The organism is Bifidobacterium saguinibicoloris (genome assembly GCF_019331725.1).
GTDB classification, from domain to species: Bacteria; Actinomycetota; Actinomycetes; order Actinomycetales; family Bifidobacteriaceae; genus Bifidobacterium; species Bifidobacterium saguinibicoloris.
The window spans coordinates 151,009-174,434 of record NZ_JAHBBF010000001.1; the positions used below are offsets into that span (position 1 = coordinate 151,009).

The window sequence follows — 23,426 nt, forward strand, 5'->3', positions numbered from 1 at the left end:
GCAATACGGCAATCCTCATGGAATCGGAGGTTCGACATGACCGTGTCACGGGGTTCATGGAATCGTCGGGAGAAGGCGAAGCACAGGAAGGACGCGAAGGATCGTCTCAAGCGGGAGCGGACCGCGAACGAGGCGGCGGCCCGCGATTTGGTGGCCGTATCCACGGCGGCGACGGACCCGTTCACCTTCTACTCGTCGTATCGTCACGGAAGCCGCCGCTTCACGATCCACGTGGGACCGACGAACAGCGGCAAGACGCACGACGCACTGGAGGCGTTGAAGTCCGCAGGCTCCGGCGCGTATCTGGCTCCGCTGAGGCTGCTTGCGTTGGAGACCGGGGAACGCCTGCGCGCCGAAGGACTGCCGACAGACATCATCACGGGTGAGGAACGGTCTTTGGACGGGGACGGACGCTTCGTCTCGCAGACCATCGGGACCCTGCGCCTGGACCGCGAATACGCATGCGTGGTGATTGACGAGGCGCAGATGATCGCGGACCCCGCCCATGGCGGCGCGTGGACGAGGGCGATCCTCGGCGTGAACTGCCCGGACATCCATGTCTGCTGCGCACCCGAGGCACTGGCCATCGTCGAATCGCTGATCGCCATGTGCGGAGACCGGGCGGACGTGGTACGTCACGATCGTTCCACTCCGCTCCTGGTGGAGACGAAGCCATGGGACGGTACCCCTCGGGAAGGCGACGCGATCATCGAATTCTCCCGTCACGACGTGTTGAGGACCGCCTCCGCAATCGAGGAGGACGGCATCCCGACCGCGATCGTGTACGGGGCGCTGCCGTGGGCGGCGCGACGCGCCGAGGCCCGACGCTTCGCTTCCGGCGAGGCGAAAGTGCTGGTCGCGACCGATGCGATCGGCATGGGCATGAACCTGCCGATACGCCGCATCGTGTTCGGCGCGAACCGTAAATTCGACGGCATGCGGAAACGGATGCTCGACGCGGTGGAGGTCAGACAGATCGCCGGACGTGCGGGACGTCTCGGCATGTTCGACAAGGGACTGGTCACTTCGGACGCACGGTCGAACGCATGGCTGGAGGATTGCCTGACCGGCACGGTGGCGCCGATCAGCAAGGCGAGGGTTCCGTTCCCTCTCGGACTCGGACTGGACGACTCCGTGCCGCTGACCACGATCCTCAAGGTGTGGGCGAACGCCCCCATCCGATTCGACACGCTTGAACGAGAACGCCTGAACCGGCAACGCGCCATCGCGACACGGTTGGAGACAATCGCCGGCACGCGCAGGGACTTCCCCTACGACCGGCACACCATCCTGACCATGTCGTTCCTCCCCGCGGATGAGGTCCGTGACATGGATGAGCTCGTCTCCCTGTTCAGGGGACTGGTCCAGTCGCGCCATCCGATGCTGCCGGGCGGCGCCGAATGGCGGGAACGGTTCGCCGCCGAGCCCGACCGTCTTGGGACGCTCGAACGGGACATCCGGATTCTGACGCTGCGCTACGCATTCGCCGACGCGCTCGGACTCATGGACGAGGCGATGGACGGAATATTCGCCGTGACCCGTGAACGTTGGGACCGGGCCGTGATCGACAAGGTGGCCGGACCGAAGGCGTCCCTGCTGGGTTCGCGCATGTACGGCCGCGCCGAATGGGACGATTGGGACGACGATGAGGACCCTTATACGGACGGCGCATGGCGGTTCTGAAAGGGCGGTCCGAAAACGCGCCCTGCTCCCCCACGTCCGTGGAGGAGCAGGGCCGTCTCCGCACGCATCCACGGTCCTGATCGCGCGAAACACGCCATATGGTTTTCCGACGGTTTTCCCAGTGTCGGCTTTCGCCGGTTGTATAATTGACGACTATCGGGACACGGGACGACGCAGTCCATCGCGGTTCCGAAACGGATCTCCCTTCAAGGAGGTCTGGTTCACGAAGAAGTGAAGGAGTTACCAATGAAGACGAAGACGACCGTCAAAGCGACCGCCTTGCTGGCGGCCTCGGCGTTGGTCCTGCTGTCCGGATGCGGCGCGTCCCAGCAGCAGCCGGCCGACACGGAAGGCGAAGCGAGCGGCACCGTGACCGTGTGGGCGTGGGAGCCCGCGCTCAAGCCGCTGGTCAAGAAGTTCGAGAAGAAGTACCCGAACATCAAGATCAAGCTCACGAACGTGGGCACCGCTCCCAAGACGACCTCGGCGTTCACCAACGCGTTCGCCGCCGGCTCAGGCATGCCCGACGTCGTCCAGTTCGAGTACTCGACGCTGCCCCAGATCGTGTACGGTTCGGAGGGTGCGCTGGAGGACCTCTCCACCTACCCGATCTCCGGCTGGAAGGACTTCTACACGTCCGGCCCGTGGAGTTCCGTGAACGTGAACGGCGGCATCTACGGCGTGCCGATGGATTCCGGACCGATGGCGCTGTTCTACAACAAGGCCACCTTCGACAAGGCCGGCATCAGCGAGCCGCCGAAGACGTGGGACGAGTTCTATGAGGACGCGAAGAAGATCCATGCGCTCGGCGACGACTACTACATCAGCTCGTACGCGGGCGACACGAACGACTCCAACAGCATCGTCGCGTTCTGGGCGCAGGCCGGGGCCAAGCCGTTCTCCATGGACGGCGAGAACCTCACAATCTCGCTGAAGAACGACGCGACCATCAAGAAGGTCAACGACTACTGGCAGCGCATGATCGACGAGGGATTGATCGCGAAGAACATCCCGAGCTGGTCGGACGAATGGTTCCGCAGCTTCGCCGACGGCACGAACGCGGCGATCGTCACCGGCGGATGGATGCCCGCGAACCTGGCCGGCAGCTCCGCCGCCGCATCCGGTGATTGGCGCGTCGCCCCGACTCCGGTCTGGAGCGATTCCGACACGATCAACAGTTCGAACGGCGGTTCCACGCTCGCGTTGGTCTCCTCGTCGAAGAACAAGAAGGCCGCATGGAAGTGGCTCGAGTACGTCACGCACGACAAGGAGGGCATCGCCGCGTACACGGACGCCGGCGGCTTCCCGCCCAGCAAGGACCGGCTCCAGGACGAGGAGTTCCTCAAGGGCTCCGAGGAGCTGTCCGCGTACTTCGGCGGGCAGGAATACAACAAGGTTCTCGCCCAGTCCGCGCTCGACGTGAAGGAGGCGTTCGTCTTCCCGCCGTTCTGGGGCTACGCGATGACCGCGTTCGGCGACTCCTTCGGCTCGGTCTTCCAAGGCTCCGGCAAGCTCGACGACGCTGTGGGCACCTGGCAACAGAAGCTCGTCGACTATGCGGGCCAGCAGGGTTTCACCGTCAAGGAATAGTCGGCTGACAGGTTGATTCCGCTGATACGCGGGGAGGGCCGCCACGTGGAATACGTGGCGGCCCTCCCCGCGTATCAACGCGTTATCGTCGCATTATCGTCGATGACACGCACGCCGATCACAGCGTCTTGAGCTGTGCGGCGATCTGCACGGCCTCGACGCTGGCCTCGGCCTTGTTGCGTGTCTCCTGCCATTCGGTCGCGGGCACGGAGTCGAGCACGATGCCCGCTCCGGCCTGCACGCTCGCCTCATGGTCGCGCAGAAACGCGGTGCGGATGGCGATGGCCATATCGAGGTTGCCGGAGAAGTCGAAGTAGCCGACGGTGCCGCCGTAGATGCCGCGGTCAGCGACCTCCAGCTCGTCGATGATCTCGACCGCACGCGGCTTGGGCGCGCCGGAGAGCGTGCCCGCGGGGAATGCGGACTTGAACACGTCGAACGCGGTCAGCGACGGGTCGACGCGGCCGGTGACCGTCGAGCAGATGTGCATGATGTGGCTGAACCGCTTGATGTCCATCAGGGAGACGACTTCGACGGACTGCGGAACGCACACCTTGCTCAGATCGTTGCGTGCCAGGTCGACGAGCATGATGTGCTCGCTGCGCTCCTTCGGATCGGCGAGTAGCTCCTTGGCGAGCTTCGCATCCTCCTCGGGGGTGGCGCCACGCGGACGGGAGCCGGCGATCGGGAAGGTCATCGCGTGGCCGTTGTCGACCTTGATGAGCGTCTCGGGGCTGGAGCCGATGACGTTGAAATCGCGGCCCTCGGCGTCGGTGAGCGCCATGAAATACATGTACGGGCTCGGGTTCAGGGTGCGCAGCACACGGTACACGTCGAACGGGTCGGCCGGCGAATCGATGTCGAGACGCTGGGAGATGACGACCTGGAACACGTCACCGTCCACGATGTGCTTCTTGGCGGCCTCGACGGCCTGCTCGTACCGGCTCTTCTCCGTACGGAAGCGCAGCTGCGGCTGTGCCTTCGACGGGTCGAGCGCGTTGACGCGCGCCTCGCCGGGCGTGGGTGTGGCCGCGTTGCGCTGCATCCGCTCGAGCCGCGCCACGGCCTGATCGTAGGCGATGTCGGCGCGCGTGGGCTTGTCATCCACGTTGACCGCGTTGGCGATGAGCCACACGGATCCGGAGACGTGGTCGACGACGGCGATGTCGGTGGCGAGGGCGAGCACCATCTGCGGCTGGCCGGTCTCGTCCGGGGCCTCGGCGCGCAGGGTCGGCTCCCAGTGGCGGATCGCATCCCAGCCGACGGTGCCGACGAGACCGGAGGTGAGGTTCGGCAGTCCCTCGACGTGCGGCGCCTTCAGCGTCTTTAGCGCGGCGTGCGCGACCTCGACGACGTCGCCCTCGGTGGGAACTCCCGTGGGCACGGTGCCGAGCCAGCTCGCGTTGCCGTCCTTGTCGGCGCGCAGCTGGGCCATGGAATTCACGCCGATGAAGCTGTATCGGCTCCACGTGCCGCCGTATTCGGCGGATTCGAGGATGAACGTGCCGCTTCGGCCGTTGGCGAGGCGCTCGTAGAAGCCGACCGGGGTGAGCGAGTCGGCGAGGAGCCTCCGCACGATCGGGATGACGCGATAGCCTTCGTCGGCGAGCCTATGGAACTCCTGGCGGGAGGGCCAGGTGTCGCCCCAGTTCAGGTCCCTGACGCTGTTGGCATGTGCGGCGCCGTCCGCGGCGTTCGTGCGCTCGCTCATCGTTCCTCCTCCTGTTCCTTCGTGCGATGCCCGACGACGACCGGCAGCGGACCGCCTTCGAGGAAGCAGCTGCGCTTGCCGGTGTGGCATGCGGCACCGACCTGGTCAACCTCGACGAGCAGCGCGTCGCCGTCGCAGTCGAGCGCGACGGATTTGACGTACTGCACGTGGCCTGAGGTGTCGCCCTTGCGCCAGTACTCCTGACGGGATCGGGACCAGAAGGTCACGCGTCCGGTGGTGAGGGTGCGGCGCAGCGCCTCGTCGTTCATGTAGCCGACCATAAGCACCTCGTGCGTGTCGTACTGCTGGATGACTGCGGCGACGAGGCCTTTGGCGTCATGCTTGAGACGCCGCGCGATGCGCGGGTCGAGTTCGGTGGTGTTGTCGTATGCGATGTCTGTCATGTTCTCTCTGCGCTTTTCTGCATGCTGCAGTCGGAACGGTTTTGCCGCGGGTCGCCCGTGTCACCTTCCGATTGCTGGTGTCTGTTGTGTCCGATGTCAGCGCACGGTGTAGCCGTGACGTTTGAGTTCGGCCTTGACGTCGGCGATGGTCATGAGCCCGTAGTGGAAGACGGACGCGGCGAGCACCGCGTTGGCGCCGGCCTCGATGGCGGGTGGGAAGTCCTCGACCTTGCCGGCGCCGCCGGAGGCGATGATCGGGATCCTGACCTCCTTGCGCACGGCACGGATCATCTCCAAGTCGAAGCCCTGTTTGGTGCCGTCGGCGTCCATCGAGTTGAGGAGGATCTCGCCGGCGCCGAGCTGTTCGGCGCGCTTGACCCACCAGATCGCGTCGATGCCGGTGGACTTGCGTCCGCCCATCGTGGTGACTTCGAAACCGGACTGCGTGTGCTGCTCGCCCTTCTCGCGACGGGCGTCAACGGAGAGGACCAGCACCTGGTTGCCGAAGCGTTCGGCGACGCGGCTGATGAGCGTGGGGTCGTTGATGGCGGCGGTGTTGACGCCGACCTTGTCGGCGCCGCAACGCAGCAGCGAGTCGACGTCCTCGGGGGTGCGCACGCCGCCGCCGACGGTCATCGGAATGAAGACCTGTTCGGCTGTACGGCTGACCACGTCGATCATCGTGCCGCGGTGTGAACTGGAGGCGGTCACGTCAAGGAAGGTGAGCTCGTCGGCGCCCTGACGGTAGTATTCGGCGGCAAGCTCGACGGGATCGCCGGCGTCCTTCAGGTTCTCGAAATGGACGCCCTTGACCACTCGTCCGGCATCGACGTCCAGGCACGGGATGACTCGAACCGCCAGCGACATAACTTGCACTCCCCTGTTCTAGGCTTTCGTTGTTCCGCGTTCCAGAGTACCGGCGGCATGTCGCACGGACGTCCGCCGTCTCATTTCTCCGGGAGGCGGCCGTCACGCCTTGCCGAACGCCTCCCGGGTCTTGGCGGCGAGCTGTCCGCAGGCGCCGTCGATGTCTTGGCCGCGGGTGTCACGCAACGTGGCGGTGATGCCGGCGGCGTGCAGGATCTCCAGGAACCGGGCCTCGTCCTCCGGCTTGGAGGCGGTCCAGCGGGAGCCTTCGATCGGGTTGAGCGGAATCGGGTTGACGTGCGCCCAGTTGTCGCCGTAGTGGTTGATGCGTTTGGCGAGCAGGCGTGCGTGCTCGGCCTGGTCGTTGATGCCGCGCATCAGCGCGTATTCGATGCTGACGCGGCGCTTGGAGGCGAGGAAGTAGTCGTGAGCGGCATCGAGCACCTGCGTGGTGTCGAAACGCTTGTTCATCGGCACGAGCTCGTCGCGCAGCTCGTCGCTCGGCGCGTGCAGGGAGACGGCGAGACGGACGGGGATGCCTTCGGCGGCGAGTTTCCTGATGCCGGGGACGACGCCGACGGTGGACACGGTGATGTTGCGCGCGGAGATGCCGAAGCCCTCCGGCGGCATCGCGGAGATCTGGCGTACGGCGGACAGCACGGATCGGTAGTTGCCCATCGGCTCACCCATGCCCATGAACACGATGTTGCTGAGCCTGCCGGGGCCGCCTGCGACCTCGCCGTCGCGCATCATACGGGCGGCGACACGCACCTGTTCGAGAATCTCGCCGGCGGACATGTTGCGCGTGAGTCCCAGCTTGCCGGTGGCGCAGAACGGGCATCCCATGCCGCAACCGACCTGGCTGGAGATGCACAGGGTGGTGCGGGTCGGGTAGCGCATGAGCACGGATTCGATGTGGGAGCCGTCGAACAGCCGCCACAGGGTCTTAATGGTGGTGCCTTCGTCGGCGACCTGACGGGTGACCTCGTGGATGAGCTCGGGGAAGAACGCGGCGGCGGCCTCGTCGCGCTTGGCGGCGGGGAAGTCGGTGAATTCGGCGGCGTTGACGTCGAAGTGGCCGTAGTAGTGGTTGGCGAGCTGCTTGACGCGGAACTTCGGCATGCCGAGCTCCTTCGCCTTCGCGACGCGCTCCTCGTCCGTCATGTCGGCGAAGTGCAGCGGTGGCTTGCCGCGACGGGCGTGGTCCTTGGAGAGCACGTCACGGAACGCGCCTGTGGTGCCTCCGGGGGTGATGCCGGTTTCCGGGATGTCCTGATGCTGGTCGACCATCTGCGGCTTTCCTTCGATGTCATGTCGTTGTCTGGTGCGGTATGGGACCGCACGGCCCTTCCATCGCGAAGGCCGGGCGATGCATGGTGCAATCGGCCCGGCCCGTGCGATGCGGTGTTCATGGGATCGTCGTCACAGTCCGGTGAACCACAGGAGGATGCAGGTGAACGGCGCCGCCATGAGGATGGAGTCGACGCGGTCCATGACGCCACCGTGCCCCTTGAGCAGATGTCCCATGTCCTTGATGCCGAGATCTCGTTTGATCATCGAGGCGCACAGGTCGCCGAAGGTGCCCACCACGCCGACGAGCACGCCGGAGAGGACCGGGACCCACCACTTGGAGGCCCACACGTCGGACGTGTACGTGCTGAACATGACGGCGAAGGCGCCGGCCATCGCGAAGAGGACGGATCCCGCCAGCCCCTCCCAGCTTTTCTTCGGGGAGATGCGCGGCGAAAGCTTGTGCCTGCCGAGCCATGCACCGGCGAACAGACCGCCGGTGTCGGACAGGGCGGGCAGGAACACGAGCATGATCGCATGAGCCACCGGGTGTCCGTGGAAGGTCAACGGGATGATGATGCAGCAGGCGAGCAGCGGGATGTACAGCACGGTGAGCACGGACACGGCGACGTGGCTCAGCCGGGAGTGATGCTGCTCTCCCCCGTCGTGGTTGAACGAGGATTCGAGACGGGCGCCGGCCTCGGTGCTGGAGAGCTTGGCGGCGACGGCGAGCGACAGACGGTTGCCGAAGCTCATCTTCGCGGTGGCGGTGACGGCGACGAGCATGATGGACGCCATCACGCACAACGCCATGGCAACCACGTGCAGCGGCGCGTAGTACGTGGCGAACAGCGTCGCCGTCGAGCACAGCCACAGCATGACCACGGGGATATGCAGCCCCACCGTGGCGAAGTCCACGCGCAGCTCCCACAGGGCCAGCAGCATGAACACGACGACCAACGCCACGAAGAGGTCGATGTCGATGAGCAATGCGGCGAGAATGACCGCGATGAGCAGAACGGCCGTGCCGATCGCCTGGGGCATGTTGCGGCCGGTCTTCTTGTTGATCTCGTCGAGAGCGACCTCGGCCTCTTCGTGGAGTTGTTCGTTGCGTTCCATAGTCGTTCGAGGAGGGTCGGTCAGACCTCCATGATCTCCTTCTGCTTGGTCTCGAGCAGGGCGTCGATTTCGTCGGTGACGGACTTGGTGACCTTGTCGAGGTCCTTGAGCAGGCGGTCGCCCTCGTCCTCGCCCATGTCGCCGTCCTTGACGGCCTTGTCGATGCCTTCCTTGGTCTTGCGGCGGATGTTGCGCACCGCGACCTTGCCGTCCTCGGCCTTGCCCTTGGCGAGCTTGACGTACTCCTTGCGGCGTTCCTCGGTCAGCTCCGGCATGGTCAGGCGGATGACGTTGCCGTCGCGGTTCGGGCTGACGCCCAGATCGGAGTTGCGGATGGCCTTCTCGACGGCGGCGGCCTGGGAGGCGTCGAACGGGGTGACGGACAGGGTGCGCGGCTCCGGGACGCCGATGGAGGCGACGGCCTTGATGGGGGTGGGGGCGCCGTAGTAGTCCACCACGATGCCGTTGAGCAGCGCCGGGTTGGCGCGGCCGGTGCGGATGCCCGCGAAGTTCTCCTTGGTGTTCTCCACCGTCTTGGCCATCTGTTCCTTGGCCTGATCGATGACGTTTGCCATTGTTGGTTCTCCTTTGGTGGTTCGTCCGTGAACGGTTTCGGTTTCGATTGTAGATGGTGCGGATCGGGTCGGCTCAGTCCGCCACGCGCGATTCGGCGGTAGACACGAGCGTGCCGATCTCCTCGCCGAGCAGGGCGCGGGTGACATTGCCCGGCTCCTCGAGTCCGAAGACGCGGATGCGCTTCTTGTTGTCGCGCGCCATGGACAGGGCGGAGGCGTCCATCACGGCGAGGTTGTCGACGAGGGCGCGGTTGTAGCTCAGAGTCTCGAAGCGCTTGGCGTTCGGGTCCTTGCGCGGGTCGGCGGTGTACACGCCGTCGACGCCGTTCTTGCCCATGACGACCTCGTCGCAGTGAATCTCCAGAGAGCGCTGGATGGACACGGTGTCGGTGGAGAAGTACGGCATGCCGGCGCCGGCGCCGAAGATGACCACGCGGCCCTTCTCGAGATGGCGGATGGCCTTGAGCGGGATGTACGGCTCGGCCACCTGACCCATCGTGATGGCGGTCTGCACGCGGGTGGCCTGGCCTTCCTGCTCGAGGAAGTCCTGCAGCGCGAGGCAGTTCATCACGGTGCCGAGCATGCCCATGTAGTCGCCGCGGGAACGGTCGATGCCGGCCTGCTGGAGTTCGGCGCCGCGGAAGAAGTTGCCGCCGCCGGTGACGATGGCGACCTGCACGCCCTGCTCGACCGCGGGGACGATCTCCTCGGCGATGCGACGCACCACGTGCGGGTCGATACCGACCTTGCCGCCCCCGAACGCCTCGCCGGAAAGCTTGAGCAGCACCCTGCGCGGTTTGTCCTTTGCCTCGTTGCCAGTCATACGTTTCGCCTTTCGTCCTAGGGCCCCTCGGCGTCCATGGCCGGGGTGTCCCACGAAAATTACCGTCTAACAGGTTATCCGGGATTCGCGACAGACGTTCCGCGAGCCGTCACCGGCGATGCGACGCCCACCAGTTGAGCACCGATCCCGCCACGACGAGCAGCGTGCCGCACCAGAACGGCAGGGACAGCGAAAGTCCCAGCATCAGCGCGCTGGCCGCCACCGAGAGCACGGGTGTGGCGTAGGAGGCGACGGCGAGCGTGTTGAGGCTGCCATGCAGGATGCCGTATCCCCAACATGCGTAGCCGCCGGCGATGACGGCCGCGCAGCCGAGGACGGCGAGCCAATCGACGATTCCCGGCATGGCTGCGGGCATGCCTTCGCCGGAGACGAAATGGATGATCCACAACGCGACGGCCACGCCCGGGAAAAACACCGATGTGCCGTCGAGTCCTCCGGACATGGATGGGGTGGCGACCGCGTACACGGACCATGCGAACGCGCCGAGGAACGCCAGCAGGTACGGCAGCGGGTTGGCCGCGATGTGCCCGACGGTCGCGGACGGGTCGAGTCCGCTGTTGCCGCCGACCGCCAGGGCGACGCCGAACGTGGCGACGACGGCCCCGGGCAGGGCCCGCCATACGGCGCCTTTGGCTCTGGGCCGTGCGAAGCCGGCGGCGAGCAGCACCATCATCGTCGGCCACAGATAGTTGACGAGGCTCACCTCCACCGATTGCGCGGCGTCGGACGCGAGCCCGATGGACAGGGAGATCGAGGACTCGTAGAAGACAAACAGTATGCCGCCGATCATGAGGTATCTCTTCGGATATGACCTGAGCGGCGCAGGCCTGTGGAACACGAGCAGCAGCACGACGCCGGTGGTATAGATCAGTGCGGATCCCAGTGTGGCGCCGAACGCCTCGGCGACGATGCGCACGAGCGCGGTCATCATGCTCCACAGCAGGATCGCGGCGAGTCCCACCGCCGTGGCGCGCGTGGCGGGAACGTGTTTCGGATGCGCTCCCCCGTCGTTCATCGGTCCGTTCATGTTCGTCTTCCCCTCCGTCGGCTCCGTTCCATGTGTCCCATACGTCCCCCATACCTTCGCAGCAACGACGATGGCCGTGCACCCCGGTCGATTGACAGGGGTGCACGGCCATCGACAACCGTCATTCACCGGACGGCTGGCTTAGAGGGGAATCAGTCCTCGTCGCCCTTGCCGACCTCGACGCGGGCGAAGGCCAGGGCCTTGCCGCCGACCTCTTCGAACAGCTTGCCGACGGTCTTGGACGGATCCTTGACGAACGGCTGCTCGAGCAGGACGACCTCCTTGAAGAAGGCGTTCAGACGGCCTTCGACGATCTTCGGGACGATCTTCTCCGGCTTGCCCTCGGCGAGGGACTTCTCGGTGGCGACGCGACGCTCGGACTCGACGACCTCGGCCGGGACGTCCTCGCGGGTGAGCCACTTGGCGCTCATCGCGGAAATCTGCAGCGCGGCCTCGTGGGCGACGGCGGCGCCGGCCTTGTCGGTGGCGATCATCGCGACGATGCTCGGCGGCATCTCGGCGGACTTCTTGTGGGCGTAGATCTCGACGTGCTCGCCGGAGATCTTCGCGAACTGGCCGACCTTGACGTGCTCGCCGAACAGGGCGGCGGCCTCCTCGATGGCCTCCTTGACGGTCTCGTCACCGGCCTTGGCGGCCAGCAGCTCGTCGGCGTTGTTCGCGTCGGCGGCGACGGCGTAGCCGAGGATGGTGTCGGCGAATTCGACGAACTTCGGGGTCTTGGCCACGAAGTCGGTCTCGGAGTTCAGCTCGACCGCGTAGCCGGTCTCGCCGTTGGCGCCTTCGACGACCTTGGAGGCGATGGTGCCTTCCTGGGCCTTGCGGCCTTCACGCTTGCCGGCGGCGGCGATGCCCTTGGCGCGGATGATCTCCTTGGCGCGGGCGACGTCGCCTTCGGCCTCGGTCAGGGCCTTCTTGACGTCGAGCATGCCGGCGCCGGTGTCCTCGCGGACCTGCTTGATCAGAGCGGCGGTAATAGCTGCCATGAAACTTGTCTCCTTGAGATGAAACTCGATTGTTGTCCCCTAGGAAAGGAGGTGCAATCCTTGCTGCACCTCCAATCCTAGCGTCAGGTGGACCCTAGCGGGTCACTCGGCCTTGGCTTCGCCTTCGGCGGATTCAGCCGGAGCGGCTTCCTGGTTCTCCAGGAGGTCCTTCTCCCAAGCGGCCATCGGCTGCTCGGAGGCACCCTCCTCCTTGGCGGCCTTGCCGGAACGCTCGATGAGGCCATCGGCGACGGCGTCGGCCATGAGGGTGGTCAGCAGCTCGATGCCGCGGATGGCGTCATCGTTGGCCGGAATCGGGTAGTCGACGGACTCCGGGTCGGTGTTGGTGTCGACGATGGCGACGACCGGGATGCCCAGCTTGTGGGCTTCCTCGACGGCCAGCGCCTCCTTGTTGATGTCGACCACGAACATCGCGGACGGGGTGCGGCCCATGTTGCGGATGCCGCCGAGCTGCTTCTCCAGCTTGTCCTTCTCGCGCTCGAGGAGCAGCAGCTCCTTCTTGGTCAGGCCGGAGCCGTGCACGTCGGAGAAGTCCATCTCCTCGAGCTCCTTGAGGCGGCTGACGCGCTTGGAGACGGTCTGGAAGTTGGTCAGCATGCCGCCGAGCCAACGCTCGGAGACGTACGGCATGTTCACGCGGGTGGCCTGGGCGGAGACGGCCTCCTGGGCCTGCTTCTTGGTGCCGACGAAGAGCACGGTGCCGTTGTGGGCCACGGTGGTCTTGATGAAGTCGTACGCCTTGTCGATCAGCTCGAGCGACTTGAACAGGTTGATGATGTGGATGCCGTTGCGCTGGGTGAGGATGTACTGCTTCATCTTCGGGTTCCAGCGGCGGGTCTGGTGGCCGAAGTGCAGGCCGGCCTTCAGCATTTCGCTCATCGTGATCTGAGCCATGGTAATACTTACCTTTCTGTCGGTTATTGCCTGGTCATGCGCACCCGAGTGCAGCCTTCGCCTGTGTCGCCACAGGTTCGGGCCGACCGACACGGGCCGTCGCGGACATGACGCGAATTCGTTGCGCGCCGGTTGACGATATTGGGTGGCCCGGAACGGCTGCGACTCCGTCCCACGCCGGTTGGCGCACAAACAGTCAGGCTATCACGGCCTATGGAAAAGGCGTCGGCTCCCCTTCCCGGGGAACCGACGCCTTCGAATCGAACAGGTCGGATTCACGGCCGCATGGCTCAGGCGGGCTGATGCTCCCGCATGTACTTCAGCGCGGCCCGGCGTTCCGCCTTTTCGAGACGGTCCAGATAGACATGGCCGTCGAGATGGTCGGTCTCGTGCTGGAGCATGCGGCCCATCAGGCCGTCGCCTTCGAGCACGATCTCCTTGCCGTCCAGGTCGATGCCGCGCACGCGGGCGTAGTCGGCGCGGCGCGTCTTGTACCACAGTCCCGGCACGGACAGGCATCCCTCGTCGCCGTACTGCTCGCCGCGGGTCTCCTCCAACACGGGGTTGAGGATGTAGCCGATCTTTCCGTCGATGTTGTAGGAGAACGCCCTGAGGCTCACTCCGATCTGGTTGGCGGACAGGCCCGCCCTTCCGGGGTCGTTGACGGTCTCGAGCAGGTCATCCACCAAGCGGCGGACCGCGGGCGTGATCTCCCGGATCTCGTCGCACGGCGTGCGCAGCACGGGGTCGGGAACGATGCGAATCTCACGGATGGCCACGGTCTCACTCCTCCTTGTCGTCGGCGTTCGGAGCGTGGGCGCCGTCATCCCGTGCGTCGTCCGCCTGTCCGCGGCCGGCCTCGGCGGCGTCCCCCTGTTCCTCCTGCCGTTTGATCTTCTCGGATACGCTAGCAATGGAATCCGACACGTTCTCCCGGGCCTGCTCGTAGGCGGACCTCAACGCTTTGGGGTTGACGCTCTCGGAGGCCTGCTTGACGGTCTCGGCCGTGCGCTTGACCGATTCCGTGGTCCTGTCGAGGATGCGCACGGTGGCGGGCAGCGGCTTCGACGGTCCCTTGGGCGTGTAGATGTCGTTGTCGATGATGTCCGCGTACCGTGCGAGCACCTTCGGACGCACCACCTTGAGGCTCGGCGTGAGCGTACCGGCGTCTTGGCTGAACTCCTCGTCCAGCACCACGAACTTGCGCACCGATTCGGCCCTGGAGACGTTAGCGTTCGCCTGGTCGACGTACTGCTGGATGAACGCGCGCACGGCGTCGTTCCTCGACACCTCGTCCATGGGGGCGTCGGGGTCGAGCCCCTGCGAGGCGAGCCAGGTGCGCGTCATCTCCGGATCGAGTTCGATGAGCGCGGCGATGAACGGCTTGCCGTCGCCGACCACCACGGCGTGCGCCACGATGGGGCAGGTGGCGATGGTCTCCTCCATCGGCGCGGGGCTGACGTTCTTGCCGCCCGCGGTGATGATGATGTCCTTCTTGCGCCCGGTGATGGTGACGAAACCGTCGTCGTCGATGGTGCCGAGATCCCCGGTGCGGATCCAGCCGTCCGCCGTCTTGGTCTCGGCGGTGAGCTCCGGCTGCCGGTAGTATCCGAGGAACACGTTCGGTCCGGTGAGCAGCAGTTCGCCGTCCTCCCCCTGCTTCACGCCCATGCCGGGACCGGGCTTGCCGACGGAGCCGACCTTGTTGTCGTCCTGCCAGTTGACGAGCATGGGGGCGGCGGTCTCGGTCATGCCGTAGCCCTGGATGAACGTGATGCCGTCCATGCCGTTGAAGAAGTGGGCGAGGTCCGGGTTGAGCGGCGCGCCGCCGCATGCCAGCCATGCCAGATTCGGGCCGAGCGCGGAACGGACCGACTTGCCGACCGTGCTCATGAAGAACGCGTGCTGGATGCGTGCGGCCGGCGAATGGCGCTTCCCGTCCTGTTCGTCGCGGGACCACTGCACGAAATGCCTGTACGCCGCGGCGAAGATGCGGCCGGCGATGCCGTTGCCGGCCTTCTGGGATGCGGCGTTGTAGACCTTCTCGAACACGCGGGGCACGCCGAGCAGATACGTCGGCTTGAACGAGCGGATGTCCGCGAGCAGATGCTTCGCGCCCGGGATGTAGCCGACGACGCCATGCCCGCCGATCGCCACGTATTGGATGTACCGGGCGAAGCAGTGCGCCAGCGGCAGGAACAGCAGCAGCCGGTTCGACGTGTACAGCATGTCCTCGAGGATGATGTAGCCGTTCTTCACGATATGCGTGAAGTTGCGGTTGGACAGCATCGCGCCCTTCGGCTTGCCGGTGGAGCCGGAGGTGTAGACGATGGTGGTCATGTCGTCCGCCTTCACCCGCTTGATGGCGGCGTCGAGCTCCTCGTCGGTCACGTGGGCGCCGAAATCGGCGACGGCGTCAAGCCCGTCCGCCTTGAAGTTGAACACGTATTCGAGCCCCTTCACCGACGCGCGCACCTGTTCGAGCGTCTGCGCGTGCAGGTGGTCGCCGGCGAACGCGATGAGGGGCGAGGTGTCCGCGATGATCGACGTCGCCTGCCTGGCCGAGTCCGTCTCGTAGATGGGCACGCTCACCGCGCCGATGGCGGCGCATGCGAAGTCCGTGACGCCCCACTCGTAGCAGGTGGCGGAGTAGATGGCGACCATCGTGCCCGGGCGCACGCCCAGGCCGAGCAGCCCCTTGGCGACCTCACGCACCCGGGCGAGCATGGCCGATGCGGTGACCGTGTGCCAGACGCGGTCGGCGTCCTGGTATTCGGCGATCTCGTCATCGGGAGCGCTTGAGGCGCGGTCGGCGAGCAGCGAGAATATCGTGTCGTCGTCGGTGGTCACGTATTCGGGTTCGGAAACAAATTCACGCAACATAGTCCCAGACTATACCCACTGCCCTGTCCGCCGTCATCCCGCGTCGCGTCCCGCGCGGAGGGCTCACCCGAGGTCCGCCACCGAGCACATCCACCGGCATCCGATGTAGACGAGCTTGAGGTTCGTCCAGAACGTGGTGCGCCCCACCGTCAGGTGCACGGCCACTTCGAACGTGGTTGGCCCCACCAGCATGCCGGTGACCGAGTGGGGTATGGACGGCAGGTACTTGAGCATCATCCGCAGCTCTTCGTCGCGCTCCATCCTCGTACGCATGAGGTATGAGAAGGTCTCGAGCCGTCTGAGGCAGGGCGCGGTCAACGCCTTCCGCAGCGTCGACGAGGCGATTTGCCCACGGACGACATCCAGCGACAGGCACGCCACCCGGCACGAGGAGAGCGCCAGCGCATGGCATTCGCCCTCGTCGGGGCATTCGCCGAACGTGGTGATGATATGGTATGGCACCGGCTCGGCGGACAGCTCCACCTGGATGAACCCGTCGCGCGAGTTCGGCTGCCGGCATGGCCCTCGGACGGTCCCGTCGATCGTCTCCCCGCAACCTCTCATATGTCCTCCTTGTCCGGGCCTCGCCGTCGAGGCCGGTAGAGGACCAGCACACCATACGGATGCGCCCCGCGTCAATGCCGCGGGGCGTATGGTGCATGGATGTGGATGGGCCTGTGGATAACCCTCAGCGCTGTCCACCGTACGGCGTGACGACCACGCCGCAGCGCTGGAAGTTCTTCACGTCCACGTAGCCGGTGGACGCCATGGCGCGGCGCAGCGCGCCGATGAAGTTGGTGGTGCCGTCAGCGGTGTGGCTCGGTCCGAACAGGATCTGCTTGAGCGGGGCCACGGTGCCGACGTCCGTGCGGAAACCGCGCGGCAGCGTCTGGTGGCGCGCCTCGGCGCCCCAATGCTTGCCCTTGCCGGGGGCCTCCTTCGCCCGGGCGAGCGGGGCTCCGAGCATGACGGCGTCCGCGCCGAGTGCCAGGGCCTTGACGAAGCTGCCGGAATCGCCCATGCCGCCGTCGGCGATGACCTGGACGTATCGTCCGCCGGACTCGTCCATGTAGTCGCGACGGGCCTCGGCCACGTCGGCGATGGCGGTGGCCATCGGCGCCTCAACGCCGATGGTGCGGCGGGTGGCGGAGACCGCACCGCCGCCGAAGCCGACGAGCACGCCGGCCGCGCCGGTGCGCATCAGGTGCAGGGCCGCGGTGTAGTTGGCCGCGCCGCCCACGATGACGGGCACGTCGAGGTCGTAGATGAACTGCTTGAGGTTCAGCGGTTCATGGTCCTGGGAGACATGTTCGGCGGAGACCACGGTGCCGCGGATCACGAACAGGTCCACGCCCGCCTCCACCACAGTGGAGTAGAACTGCTGCGTACGCTGCGGCGAAAGCGCGCCGGCGACGGTGACGCCGGCGTCGCGGATCTCATGCAGGCGCTTCGTGATGAGCTCGGGCTTGATCGGCTCGGCGTAGATCTCCTGGATGCGGGCGGTGGCGCGGTCCTCGGGAAGCTCGGCGATCTCCTCCAGCAACGGAGTCGGGTCGTCGTAGCGGGTCCACAGACCCTCCAGATCGAGCACGCCGAGCGCGCCGAGCCGGCCCATGGCGATGGCGGTGGCGGGGCTCGTCACCGAATCCATCGGGGCGCCGATGACCGGCACATCGAACTCATAGGCGTCCACCTGCCAGGAGGTGGAGACGTCCTGGGGGTCGCGCGTCCTGCGGGAGGGGACGATGGAGACATCGTCCAGCGAGTAGGCCAGACGGCCCTTCTTGCCCAAACCGATTTCAATTTCCTGAGACATGGTTCCGAGACTAATGCCCGGATATGACAGGACGGGCGCATGGGAGGCGCCGCGTCTCACATAATCGACCCCGTGGGTCCGGCGTTACATTCATGCGCTAACAATGGTCACGTTCCAACAGCATCCGTCAGGAGGAAACATGGCCAAAATCAAGGTCGAAGGCACCGTCGTCGAACTCGACGGCGACGAGATGACGCGCGTCATCTGGAAGGATATCAAGGACCGTCTCATCCTGCCGTACCTCGACGTGAATCTCGACTACTACGATTTGGGCATCGAGAACCGTGACGCCACCGACGACCAGGTCACCATCGACGCGGCCAACGCCATCAAGCGTGAGCATGTGGGCGTCAAGTGCGCCACCATCACCCCCGACGAGGCCCGCGTCAAGGAGTTCGGCCTCAAGAGGATGTGGAAGTCCCCCAACGGCACGATCCGCAACATCCTCGGCGGCACCATCTTCCGCGAGCCGATCGTGATGAGCAACGTGCCGCGCTTGGTCCCCGGCTGGACCAAGCCGATCGTCGTGGCCCGCCACGCCTTCGGCGACCAGTACAAGGCCACCGACTTCAAGGTGCCGGGAGCCGGACGCCTGACGGTCACCTTCACCCCCGCCGACGGATCCGAGCCCATCGAGCATGTGGTCTACGACTACGGCGAGGACGGCGGCGTGGCCCAAGTGCAGTACAACGTCAACGACTCCATCCGCGGATTCGCGCGCGCATGCTTCAACTACGGCCTCAAGCGCCACTACCCCGTGTACCTGTCCACCAAGAACACCATCCTCAAGGCGTATGACGGCCAGTTCAAGGACATCTTCGCCGAGGTGTATGAGACCGAATACAAGGAGCGCTTCGAGGCTGAGGGCCTGACCTACGAGCACCGCCTCATCGACGACATGGTCGCCAGCTCCCTCAAGTGGCACGGCGGCTACATCTGGGCCTGCAAGAACTACGACGGCGACGTGCAGTCCGACTCCGTGGCGCAGGGCTTCGGCTCGCTGGGCCTGATGACCTCCGTGCTCATGACCCCCGACGGGCAGACCGTCGAGGCCGAAGCCGCCCACGGCACCGTGACCCGCCACTACCGCCGCTGGCTCAAGGGCGAGAAGACCTCCACCAACCCGATCGCCTCGATCTTCGCATGGACCGGCGGTCTCAAGCACCGCGCCGACCTCGACGGCACGCCCGAGGTGCGTCATTTCGCCGAGACCTTGGAGAAGGTCATCGTCGACACCGTGGAGGGCGGGCAGATGACCAAGGATCTGGCCATGCTCATCGGCCCCAACCAGCCGTGGCTCGACACCGAAGGCTTCATGGACGCGCTGGATGAGAACCTGTCGAAGGCGCTGCACGACTGACGCCGGACGACCCGTGACCGATTGACGTCCCGGAGGTACCTGGAGGTACCCAGAGGGGAGGGCCGTCGCCGTGTGGGGATTCCACATGACGACGGCCCTCCCGTCTCGACGGACCGGAAGGAACGATTAGAATCGGTCAGCAGACATCACCTGCAGCATCGGAGGGACGGCTATGACTTCACACGGCGGACCACTCGTCCGTAGACTGACGGCCACGGCGGTATGCATCGCCATGACGTGCGCGCTCGGCGCATGCTCATCCTCCACATCGTCCACCGGCGGCACTGACGCCACGGGCGCAGGCACCGGAACCGCCACGACGGACCCCGGTTCGGTCGCCATCTTCACGCCTTCCGACGGCGTGACCATCTCAGGCAACACGCCGTTGAACAAGTGGACGGCCTTCGTCCCCGAACTCACGAAGGCGCTGCGGAACCGCTCCTTCCCGAAGAAGAGCATCTCCTCCTCCACGGCGGACAGTCTGGACGAGCAGAGCCGCGACGTCCAGGACTATGTGGTCGACCGCATCTCGTCGAAGACGGGCTCGTCGTCCTCCGACACGACCATCGTCGTCGCCCCGGTCACGGACCCGGACGACACGACACGCCAGTACGGGGACGTCGTCAGCCATGACGGCGCATCGGACGCGGACGACGAAACCGCGGCGGACCGTCTCACGTCCGCGCTGTCGCTCGCCAAGGAGAACGGCATGCACGTCGTCATGTTGTCGGACACGGTACCCGGGGTCGTCCCCGACGCCTACGTGCGCATGTCCACCGCGGAGGCGATCGGCAAGGTGCAGGCCACCAAGCTCGTCGACAAGCTCGCATTGAACAAGGTCAGCAAGGACAACCCCAAATACGTCGAAGTGTTGCTCCCCTATTCGCCGGATACGTCCGGAGAAGCGGACGACACCTCGGCGACGGACGGATCCGTCACCGGCGGCGAGGCGTTCGCCGCGGCCGCGTTCAAGGGTGTCTGGTCCGTGCTCGGCCCCTACTTCGCCTCCGGACAGGCGGTCAGCCTCTCCTCCACGCTCACTTCCGACACCACCGCCGACGATTGGCGCGATGTGGCGTTCGTGTCCGGCAAGGAGGATTCGATACGCGCCGAACTGCGCGGCAGGCTCGGATTGGACGACGCGGATGACAAGGCCGGGATCCCCCGCATCGACGGCATCATCGCGATGAACGACTACACCGCCTCGGGCGTGGTGGACGAGCTCTCCGACCTGGGCTACACCGGTTCGGCCGCGGACATCAACCCGCAGATCACCATCTCGGGGATTGTGGAGAACATCACCGGCCGGAAGGATCTGGTGCGCGGCAAGGTGCCCGATCCCGTCAAGGCGCCATCGGCTTCGGACGGCTCGAAGGACGCCGGCGACGATGCAAGATGGCCTATCGTGACCGGCTACGGTGCCTACGTCGATGCCATGCCCCGCATCGTCGCGGGACAGCAGTGGATGACCGCGTTGGAGGATCGCGCCACGTTGGCCGAGGATACCGCGCAGACGTGCCTCAGGCTCAATACCGTGGACGGCGACGGCTGGAGGAAGGGGCTGAAGTTCCTGAAGACGACGAAAGTGAACGGGAAGAACACGCCCACCGTCTCCGTCGACCTGCTCGCGGTGAGCGCCTCCAACCTCAAGACCGCGCTCATCAATCCCGGCTACATCTCCCTCGCGGACGCCGGCCTGTGACCGGCACGGTCCGCGGTCTTCCTTCCGGGATCACGGATTCCCTCACGAGTCCCCTTCGGAATGCGTTGCGCCCCCTGACCCGGCCGGGTCAGGGGGCGCAACGCATCGGACGCGAACCGGTTGCGGCGGCTCCGCGGAAAACGGTCAGAAGCCGAGACGCTCGAGCTTCTTCGGATCCGACTGCCAGCCCTTGGCGACCTTGACGTGGAGGTCGAGACGGGCCTTCTGGCCGACGATGCGGTTCACCGGCGTGCGCAGCTTCTTCTTCACGGCGGTCAGATTCGATGCTCCACGACCGATGATGATCGGCTTCTGCGAATCGCGTTCCACATAGATGGAAACGTGCACGTCCGCCTTGCCCGCGTACGCCTCTCCGGATTCGTTGTCCTGCGGGTATTCGATGGAGTCCACGACGACGGCGAGCGAATGCGGCAGCTCGTCGTCCAGCTGTTCGAGGAACGCGCCGCGGATGAGTTCGGCGATGGTCTCCTCGGGGCGTTCCTCGGTGATCTGCTCCTCCGGATACATCTGCGGTCCTTCGGGCGTGTGCTCGATGAGCACCTTGCGCACCTCGTCGAGGTTGTCATGCGCGAGGGCGCTCACCGGCACGATGTCGGAGAAGTCGGCGAATTCGTTGATCTCGATGAGCTTCGAGACCAGCTGCTCGCGGGACAGCTCGTCGATCTTGGTGACGATGGCGACCAGCGGAATCCTCCAGGACCATGAGCCGTCGTCCTTCTTGACGGCGAAATCGGAGCGCAGGCGGGACAGGATGCGCCTGTCGCCGGGACCGATCTCCTGGTCGGCGGGCAGCAGGAACGCCACCTCGTCCACCTCGGAGAGGCTTTCGTCGACGATGTCGTTGAGCCGCTGTCCGAGCAGGGTGCGGGGACGGTGGATGCCGGGGGTGTCGACCAGCACGAGCTGCGCGTCGGGCGTGGTGAGGATGCCCCTGATGGCCTTGCGCGTGGTTTCAGGCCGGGAGGATGCGATGGCGATCTGCGTGCCGATCAACGCGTTGATCAGCGTGGATTTGCCGACGTTCGGCCTGCCCACGACCGCGACGAATCCGGAACGGTAGGGTCGTCCGGCCTCGGGGGTGGGGGCGTCGGTGCTGGGATTGGTCTCGTGTTCGGTCATGTCACTCCTCGTGGCTGTCATGGTCGCCGTGCTGGCCGTCGCGCGCGGCGTCGTCATCGCCGGCGGACGCGTTCTCGTCCGTCTTGTCATCTTCCCCATGCCCCTCGACGTGGGCCGGCTCCACGACGATGGTGGAGACCTTCTTGCGGCGTCCGGCGGAATCGACGGCGGTGAGCCGCAGCCCGCGCGTCACGGCGGACGCTCCGACGATGGGCACGCGTCCGAGCAGCTTGGTGAGCAGGCCGTAGACGGTGTCGACGTCGTCCTCGTCGATGTCGATCTCAAACAGTTCCTCGAGGTCCGCGATGGGCGTACGCGCGGGCATGCGCCATTTCCGGTCGCCGATCCTCTCGGGCTCCTCGCGCTGCGTGCGGTCGTGCTCGTCCTCGAGTTCGCCGACGATCTGCTCGATGGCGTCCTCGATGGTGACGAGCCCGGCGATGCCGCCGTATTCGTCGACCACGATGGCCACATGCTGGCGGGAGCGCTGCATCTGGTGGAACAGGTCGTCCACGGGCTTGGATTCCGGCACGAGCATGGGGTCCCGCACGATGGACGACACCTCACGCGTCGTCGCGGCGGGGTTGAACGCGGTGGCGCGCACCGCATCCTTGAGATAGGCGACGCCGATGAGGTCGTCCACGTCGTCTCCGATCACGGGGATGCGGGAGAATCCGGATCGGGAGCACAGCTTGAGCATGTCCTCGAGCGTCGCGTTCTTCTCGATGCAGATCATGTCGGTGCGCGGCACCATGATCTCGCGGGTGAGTGTGTCCGACAGGGTGAGCACGTTGCGCAGCATCTCGGACACTTCGGGGTCGAAGTCGTTCGATTCGACGAGCCGGTCGATGGTGGCGCGCCCCTGCTCCTGCTGGATCTTCTCCAGTTCCTCCTCGTCGGAGAGGTCCTGCGAGCGGCGGCGCCCGTCGGGGGCGGCGCCGATGCGGGTGAACGGCGCGATCCGGGTGGCGGCGGAGACCAGTCGCGAATGCTCGATCATGATGTCGACCGGTTTGATGGCGCCGGTCTCGCGCGGGCGCACGGCCACGCTGACCACGCCGACGGCCAGCGCCACGACCACGCCCGCGACGATCTGGATCCACACGGCGAGTCCCCACACGGAGGCGACGATTGCGACGAGCACGCCGACGAGCACGTTGCAGGTGATGCGGAAGAACGCGCAGGCGCCGGCCACGGCGTAGCGGTTGGCGATGAGGCGCTGCACCCGGTGGATGCGCGCGATCTTCTTCATGCGTGCGAATTGGGTGAGGTCACCGTCCGTCTGCACCTCGAGGATGAGGTTGTTCAGACTCGCCCTGGTCACGCGTCCCACGGCCCCTTCTGCGGCGGCCAGGGACAGCGACAGCCATACCAGCAGCGCGGCGACGACGGTCAGCGCGGCGCTGACGGCGATCAGTGTCGGTTGGGAATACTCCATATCGGGTTCGTTCTTCCTTCGATGTGTCCTTCTGATGCGGTCCGACGCGGTCCGACGC

Annotated in this window: 20 protein-coding genes; 4 read left to right on the plus strand and 16 right to left on the minus strand. The window is 65.8% G+C overall.

Annotated elements, in window-relative coordinates; translation table 11 throughout:
- The first annotated feature begins 36 nt into the window (after positions 1 to 36).
- Positions 37 to 1,683, plus strand: a complete 1,647-nt coding sequence (locus KIH78_RS00830; protein ID WP_219130838.1) for a helicase-related protein — start codon at positions 37 to 39, stop codon at positions 1,681 to 1,683.
- Positions 1,684 to 1,929: 246 nt separating this feature from the next.
- On the plus strand, positions 1,930 to 3,273 hold the full coding sequence (locus KIH78_RS00835; RefSeq protein WP_219130839.1) for an ABC transporter substrate-binding protein: 1,344 nt from the start codon (positions 1,930 to 1,932) through the stop codon (positions 3,271 to 3,273).
- Between the two features lie 118 nt (positions 3,274 to 3,391).
- Here the strand turns inward: KIH78_RS00835 and trpE are convergent, their stop codons facing one another.
- The 14 genes from trpE to KIH78_RS00905 form a co-directional block, all read right to left on the minus strand.
- On the minus strand, positions 3,392 to 4,984 hold the full coding sequence (gene trpE / locus KIH78_RS00840) for an anthranilate synthase component I (RefSeq protein ID WP_219130840.1): 1,593 nt from the start codon (positions 4,982 to 4,984) through the stop codon (positions 3,392 to 3,394).
- A complete protein-coding gene (gene hisI / locus KIH78_RS00845; RefSeq protein WP_219130841.1) occupies positions 4,981 to 5,388 on the minus strand; it encodes a phosphoribosyl-AMP cyclohydrolase in 408 nt (135 codons plus the stop codon). Before hisI ends, trpE begins: the two co-directional genes overlap by 4 nt.
- Before the next feature lie 96 nt (positions 5,389 to 5,484).
- Positions 5,485 to 6,255: an imidazole glycerol phosphate synthase subunit HisF gene (hisF, locus tag KIH78_RS00850; RefSeq protein WP_219130842.1), complete on the minus strand. Its 771-nt coding sequence runs from the start codon at positions 6,253 to 6,255 to the stop codon at positions 5,485 to 5,487.
- A 102-nt stretch (positions 6,256 to 6,357) separates the two neighbouring features.
- The gene (gene rlmN / locus KIH78_RS00855; RefSeq protein WP_214313411.1) at positions 6,358 to 7,545 is read right to left on the minus strand and encodes a dual-specificity RNA methyltransferase RlmN; all 1,188 of its coding nucleotides are present in this window, start codon (positions 7,543 to 7,545) and stop codon (positions 6,358 to 6,360) included.
- Positions 7,546 to 7,677: 132 nt separating this feature from the next.
- Positions 7,678 to 8,664: a phosphatidate cytidylyltransferase gene (locus tag KIH78_RS00860; RefSeq protein ID WP_219130843.1), complete on the minus strand. Its 987-nt coding sequence runs from the start codon at positions 8,662 to 8,664 to the stop codon at positions 7,678 to 7,680.
- Positions 8,665 to 8,684: 20 nt separating this feature from the next.
- Entirely contained in the window at positions 8,685 to 9,239 is a 555-nt protein-coding gene (gene frr / locus KIH78_RS00865; protein ID WP_214313415.1) for a ribosome recycling factor, read from the minus strand.
- Positions 9,240 to 9,312: 73 nt separating this feature from the next.
- A complete protein-coding gene (gene pyrH, locus KIH78_RS00870) occupies positions 9,313 to 10,062 on the minus strand; it encodes a UMP kinase (protein ID WP_214313424.1) in 750 nt (249 codons plus the stop codon).
- 109 nt (positions 10,063 to 10,171) lie between these two features.
- Complete coding sequence (yddG, locus tag KIH78_RS00875) at positions 10,172 to 11,110, minus strand: aromatic amino acid DMT transporter YddG (protein WP_219130844.1); 939 nt, start codon at positions 11,108 to 11,110, stop codon at positions 10,172 to 10,174.
- A gap of 152 nt (positions 11,111 to 11,262) precedes the next feature.
- The gene (gene tsf, locus KIH78_RS00880; protein ID WP_214313428.1) at positions 11,263 to 12,114 is read right to left on the minus strand and encodes a translation elongation factor Ts; all 852 of its coding nucleotides are present in this window, start codon (positions 12,112 to 12,114) and stop codon (positions 11,263 to 11,265) included.
- A gap of 102 nt (positions 12,115 to 12,216) precedes the next feature.
- Positions 12,217 to 13,029 (minus strand): 30S ribosomal protein S2, encoded by an 813-nt coding sequence (rpsB, locus tag KIH78_RS00885; protein WP_214313430.1) that lies wholly within the window; start codon positions 13,027 to 13,029, stop codon positions 12,217 to 12,219.
- A 290-nt stretch (positions 13,030 to 13,319) separates the two neighbouring features.
- Complete coding sequence (gene def / locus KIH78_RS00890) at positions 13,320 to 13,808, minus strand: peptide deformylase (RefSeq protein ID WP_219130845.1); 489 nt, start codon at positions 13,806 to 13,808, stop codon at positions 13,320 to 13,322.
- Positions 13,809 to 13,812: 4 nt separating this feature from the next.
- Entirely contained in the window at positions 13,813 to 15,912 is a 2,100-nt protein-coding gene (locus KIH78_RS00895) for an AMP-dependent synthetase/ligase (RefSeq protein ID WP_219130846.1), read from the minus strand.
- Between the two features lie 63 nt (positions 15,913 to 15,975).
- Positions 15,976 to 16,476 (minus strand): hypothetical protein, encoded by a 501-nt coding sequence (locus tag KIH78_RS00900; RefSeq protein ID WP_219130847.1) that lies wholly within the window; start codon positions 16,474 to 16,476, stop codon positions 15,976 to 15,978.
- Between the two features lie 124 nt (positions 16,477 to 16,600).
- Positions 16,601 to 17,728, minus strand: a complete 1,128-nt coding sequence (locus tag KIH78_RS00905) for a GuaB3 family IMP dehydrogenase-related protein (protein ID WP_219130848.1) — start codon at positions 17,726 to 17,728, stop codon at positions 16,601 to 16,603.
- A gap of 139 nt (positions 17,729 to 17,867) precedes the next feature.
- Between KIH78_RS00905 and KIH78_RS00910 the strand changes: the two genes are divergently transcribed.
- Both KIH78_RS00910 and KIH78_RS00915 read left to right on the plus strand, forming a co-directional pair.
- A complete protein-coding gene (locus tag KIH78_RS00910) occupies positions 17,868 to 19,088 on the plus strand; it encodes an NADP-dependent isocitrate dehydrogenase (protein WP_219130849.1) in 1,221 nt (406 codons plus the stop codon).
- A 172-nt stretch (positions 19,089 to 19,260) separates the two neighbouring features.
- Positions 19,261 to 20,790, plus strand: coding sequence for a substrate-binding domain-containing protein (locus KIH78_RS00915; RefSeq protein ID WP_219130850.1), 1,530 nt, complete (start codon positions 19,261 to 19,263; stop codon positions 20,788 to 20,790).
- 144 nt (positions 20,791 to 20,934) lie between these two features.
- On the opposite strand, the gene era is transcribed toward KIH78_RS00915, so the two are convergent.
- Positions 20,935 to 21,930 carry a GTPase Era gene (era, locus tag KIH78_RS00920; RefSeq protein WP_219130851.1) on the minus strand — a complete coding sequence of 332 codons (996 nt, stop codon included), beginning with the start codon at positions 21,928 to 21,930 and terminating at the stop codon, positions 20,935 to 20,937.
- A 1-nt stretch (position 21,931) separates the two neighbouring features.
- Positions 21,932 to 23,368 carry a hemolysin family protein gene (locus KIH78_RS00925; RefSeq protein WP_214313456.1) on the minus strand — a complete coding sequence of 479 codons (1,437 nt, stop codon included), beginning with the start codon at positions 23,366 to 23,368 and terminating at the stop codon, positions 21,932 to 21,934.
- Positions 23,369 to 23,426 lie beyond the last annotated feature (58 nt).

Excerpts from the sequence above, each read along its gene's own strand:
- KIH78_RS00830 (WP_219130838.1), top strand. The coding sequence starts at position 37 with ATGACCGTGTCACGGGGTTCATGGAATCGTCGGGAGAAGGCGAAGCAC.
- KIH78_RS00835 (WP_219130839.1), top strand. The coding sequence starts at position 1,930 with ATGAAGACGAAGACGACCGTCAAAGCGACCGCCTTGCTGGCGGCCTCG.
- trpE (WP_219130840.1), bottom strand. The coding sequence starts at position 4,984 with ATGAGCGAGCGCACGAACGCCGCGGACGGCGCCGCACATGCCAACAGC.
- hisI (WP_219130841.1), bottom strand. The coding sequence starts at position 5,388 with ATGACAGACATCGCATACGACAACACCACCGAACTCGACCCGCGCATC.
- hisF (WP_219130842.1), bottom strand. The coding sequence starts at position 6,255 with ATGTCGCTGGCGGTTCGAGTCATCCCGTGCCTGGACGTCGATGCCGGA.
- rlmN (WP_214313411.1), bottom strand. The coding sequence starts at position 7,545 with ATGGTCGACCAGCATCAGGACATCCCGGAAACCGGCATCACCCCCGGA.
- KIH78_RS00860 (WP_219130843.1), bottom strand. The coding sequence starts at position 8,664 with ATGGAACGCAACGAACAACTCCACGAAGAGGCCGAGGTCGCTCTCGAC.
- frr (WP_214313415.1), bottom strand. The coding sequence starts at position 9,239 with ATGGCAAACGTCATCGATCAGGCCAAGGAACAGATGGCCAAGACGGTG.
- pyrH (WP_214313424.1), bottom strand. The coding sequence starts at position 10,062 with ATGACTGGCAACGAGGCAAAGGACAAACCGCGCAGGGTGCTGCTCAAG.
- yddG (WP_219130844.1), bottom strand. The coding sequence starts at position 11,110 with ATGAACGGACCGATGAACGACGGGGGAGCGCATCCGAAACACGTTCCC.
- tsf (WP_214313428.1), bottom strand. The coding sequence starts at position 12,114 with ATGGCAGCTATTACCGCCGCTCTGATCAAGCAGGTCCGCGAGGACACC.
- rpsB (WP_214313430.1), bottom strand. The coding sequence starts at position 13,029 with ATGGCTCAGATCACGATGAGCGAAATGCTGAAGGCCGGCCTGCACTTC.
- KIH78_RS00895 (WP_219130846.1), bottom strand. The coding sequence starts at position 15,912 with ATGTTGCGTGAATTTGTTTCCGAACCCGAATACGTGACCACCGACGAC.
- KIH78_RS00900 (WP_219130847.1), bottom strand. The coding sequence starts at position 16,476 with ATGAGAGGTTGCGGGGAGACGATCGACGGGACCGTCCGAGGGCCATGC.
- KIH78_RS00905 (WP_219130848.1), bottom strand. The coding sequence starts at position 17,728 with ATGTCTCAGGAAATTGAAATCGGTTTGGGCAAGAAGGGCCGTCTGGCC.
- KIH78_RS00910 (WP_219130849.1), top strand. The coding sequence starts at position 17,868 with ATGGCCAAAATCAAGGTCGAAGGCACCGTCGTCGAACTCGACGGCGAC.
- KIH78_RS00915 (WP_219130850.1), top strand. The coding sequence starts at position 19,261 with ATGACTTCACACGGCGGACCACTCGTCCGTAGACTGACGGCCACGGCG.
- era (WP_219130851.1), bottom strand. The coding sequence starts at position 21,930 with ATGACCGAACACGAGACCAATCCCAGCACCGACGCCCCCACCCCCGAG.
- KIH78_RS00925 (WP_214313456.1), bottom strand. The coding sequence starts at position 23,368 with ATGGAGTATTCCCAACCGACACTGATCGCCGTCAGCGCCGCGCTGACC.